The sequence below is a fragment of the Polaromonas sp. genome (assembly GCF_029945895.1).
Lineage (GTDB): Bacteria > Pseudomonadota > Gammaproteobacteria > Burkholderiales > Burkholderiaceae_C > Polaromonas.
Genome location: NZ_JAQSDL010000048.1, coordinates 1 through 3,235, shown reverse-complemented (window position 1 = coordinate 3,235; position 3,235 = coordinate 1). Strand labels below are relative to the sequence as shown.

4 protein-coding genes are annotated in these 3,235 nt (G+C 62.4%); 1 reads left to right on the top strand and 3 read right to left on the bottom strand.

The features are described from left to right. A partial coding sequence (locus PSV33_RS07095) for a HAMP domain-containing protein (RefSeq protein WP_300560173.1) occupies positions 1-1,435 on the bottom strand: 1,435 nt, incomplete at its 3' end. Here PSV33_RS07095 and PSV33_RS07090 point away from each other — a divergent pair. Next, positions 1,434-1,724 (top strand): hypothetical protein, encoded by a 291-nt coding sequence (locus PSV33_RS07090; RefSeq protein WP_300560171.1) that lies wholly within the window; start codon positions 1,434-1,436, stop codon positions 1,722-1,724. The genes PSV33_RS07095 and PSV33_RS07090 overlap by 2 nt on opposite strands. Here PSV33_RS07090 and PSV33_RS07085 read toward each other — a convergent pair. Both PSV33_RS07085 and asd read right to left on the bottom strand, forming a co-directional pair. Next, complete coding sequence (locus PSV33_RS07085; RefSeq protein WP_300560169.1) at positions 1,721-2,035, bottom strand: hypothetical protein; 315 nt, start codon at positions 2,033-2,035, stop codon at positions 1,721-1,723. The genes PSV33_RS07090 and PSV33_RS07085 overlap by 4 nt on opposite strands. A 340-nt stretch (positions 2,036-2,375) precedes the next feature. Next, entirely contained in the window at positions 2,376-3,230 is an 855-nt protein-coding gene (gene asd / locus PSV33_RS07080; RefSeq protein ID WP_300560175.1) for an archaetidylserine decarboxylase, read from the bottom strand. Positions 3,231-3,235: the final 5 nt, after the last annotated feature.

The following is a 3,235-nucleotide window of genomic DNA, read 5'->3' as shown; positions in this document are numbered from 1 at the left end:
TCGAGCCCATGGAGTTGACCGAATCGGTCAGGTCTTTCCAGGTACCCGCCACCCCCTGCACATCGGCCTGGCCGCCCAGCTTGCCTTCGGTACCGACCTCGCGCGCCACCCGGGTCACTTCAGACGCGAAGGAGCGCAGCTGGTCCACCATGGTGTTGATGGTGTTTTTCAGTTCAAGGATTTCTCCCTTGACCTCCACCGTGATCTTCTTGGACAGGTCGCCGGCCGCCACTGCGGTCGTCACCTCGGCAATGTTGCGCACCTGCGCCGTCAGGTTCGACCCCATGGAGTTGACCGAATCGGTCAGGTCTTTCCAGGTACCCGCCACCCCCTGCACATCGGCCTGGCCGCCCAGCTTGCCTTCGGTACCGACCTCGCGCGCCACCCGGGTCACTTCAGACGCGAAGGAGCGCAGCTGGTCCACCATGGTGTTGATGGTGTTTTTCAGTTCAAGGATTTCTCCCTTGACCTCCACCGTGATCTTCTTGGACAGGTCGCCGGCCGCCACTGCGGTCGTCACCTCGGCAATGTTGCGCACCTGCGCCGTCAGGTTCGAACCCATGGAGTTGACCGAATCGGTCAGGTCTTTCCAGGTACCCGCCACCCCCTGTACATCGGCCTGGCCGCCGAGTTTGCCCTCGGTGCCCACCTCGCGTGCAACACGGGTCACCTCGGCCGAAAAGGTGCCGAGCTGTTCAACCATCTTGTTGATGATCATGGCCGTGCGCAAAAACTCACCTTCGAGGGCCCGGCCTTCCGCCTCCAGCGCCATGCTTTTGGAGAGGTCGCCCTGCGCGACGGCGCCGATCACGCGCGCAACTTCGCTGGTGGGATGCACCAGGTCGGCAATCAGGGAATTGATGGACTCGGCCGACTCGCGCCAGAAGCCGCTGGCATGCGGCACCCGGGCTCTCTCCCGGAGTTTTCCCTCCTTGCCAACAACGCGGCTCAAGCGAGCCACCTCATCAGCCATGCTGACGTTCTCGGCGACCACGTCGTTGAATGCGTCGGCCAGCTTGCCGGGAAGACCGGTCCAGTCCTGGGGCAAGGCCGCTTTCACGTCACCCTTGCGCAAGGCCACCAGGGCCGACAGGAAAACCCTGTTCTGTTCTGCCGCGGCCTCGGTTTCCGCGCAAGCGCTGTCGATCGCGGTGACGCTGTCCTGCCAGAAGCCCGCCAACCGGGGATGCTCCGGCAGTTGCGGCAAGTGCCGGCCTGCCACCTTGCGCGTGTGGCGCGCCTTCAGCCTGCTGGCGGTCAAGCTGCTGACGGCTACCAGCTGGTTGAATTCGGCGGCCAGCTTGCCGTAAATACCTTCCCACTCGGTGGGCAAACTGACTTTGGCATCGCCGCGACGCAAAGCAGTCAAGGCTTCAAGCAATGTCTTGAGTTCGGTATCCCGCTCGACCAAGGGCAGTCCTGCCAATGCCTCCATGGAAGTGTCCCTTTTTGAAGTAAATAAGTGTGGTTACCGCACAGCGAATTTACCGTCCAGAACAAGAGGAGACAACAAAAGCAAACGCCATTTTCAAAAAAACACAACAGGTGTTGGGTGGGGCCAGCAAACCTTCCAACTATGGAAAAAGGACTACAAAAAAAAACAGCCCGCCAGTTTATATTCACGGGTTTTGCGAAAATTTCTGATAGACGCGGCAGACTTTGGCCGCCATGAAACATGCCGGCAGGCCCCATGCCAGAAGAACAAAAAACCGGACGCGCCCTAAGGCCCAGGCGCAAGCCTGACGTCGATATAAAGCTCTTCCAGTGCACCGGTGTAGCCCTCGAAAGCCAGGAGTCGAGCCGCCGCTTCCGCTCGCTCCCAGCGCACGATGGCCTGCTTTTCTTCGAGCGAGAGATCCGGTCCCGTCGCCTCGTCCTCACGGGTCTTGGCCTGCACCCAGGCGCGGCGCGCCTGCGCCACCTGCTCCGGACTGCAGAGCTGCTGGACCAGGGCCTCGTCGTACCGCTGCTCGATGAGGCGGCATTGTTCCGCCGGAAATTCCGCGTTGTCCACCAAGCGTATGAGGTAATTCATCGCATCCTCGTTTCCCGGGAAGCTGGACCTTCATCCATCACGGCCGGCCCGTCGCCGCCGTTTACACAACAACCCGTGCCTGAATTTAGAGGCCTGGCGCAAAGCGTGCAGCAAGACCCCTGTCAACTCTGACAGGGGTGGTGGGTAAACACGGAGAATTGCTGCCCGGTAAAAAGCGCCCGGGTTTTCAACAGGTGCCGCGCTTCGTGTGCGGTCCTGGCGCGGCCACACCGACCAAACGCTGGCCTTAAGCAAAAATGGCCTCCAGCCCTTATGGAATGGGCGCAACCAGCTATGTTATTCATAGCAATGAAAGGGCGCTTGGGCGCAGCTGTCAGCGTCAGGGCGCCGGACAGTTGGCCATCATCTCCCCGAGCCGGACGGCTGCGCCCGGTACCCAGTCGGGGTTGAAGTGGCACGGCCCCCGGGGAAACAGCATCACCACGGTGGAGCCGAGCAAAAAGCGGCCCATCTCGTCACCCTGCCCCAGTTCCACCGGCGGTTGCCCGTCGTAGCGCCACTCGCGGACCTCTTTGGTCCGGGGTGGATTGACCACGCCGTGCCAGACCGTGGCCATGCTGCCGACAATGGTGGCGCCCACCAGCACCAGCACAAACGGCCCGCGCGCCGACTCGAACACGCAGACCACACGCTCGTTGCGCGCAAACAGCCCGGGCACGCCGCGCGCCGTGGCCGGGTTGACCGAAAACAGCTCACCCGGCACGTAAATCATGCGCAACAGGCGACCGCCCGCGGGCATGTGGATGCGGTGGTAGTCCCTGGGGCTGAGGTAAATCGTGGCGAAACTGCCGCCTTCGAACCGCGCGGCCAGCTCGCGGTCGCCGCCGACCAGGGCGGACGTCGAGTAGTCATGCCCCTTGGCCTGGAAAATCCGGTCGCCCTCGATCGCGCCGAACTGGCTGATCGCGCCGTCCACCGGACAGACCAGGTCGGCGGCGGCCAGCGGCCGTGCGCCCGGTTTGAGTGCTCGCGTGAAAAATTCGTTGAAGGTCGGGTAGCTGCCGATGTCGGGGTTGGCGGCCTCGGCCATGTTGACGCCGTATTTGCCGACAAACCAGCGGATGATGCGCGTCGTGACAGCGCCGCCCCGCATGGAGGCAATGTGGCTGCCGAATTCCGTCAGAGCCTGCTTGGGCAGGAGGTATTGCAAAAATACTTCAAATCGTTCGGACACGCGGG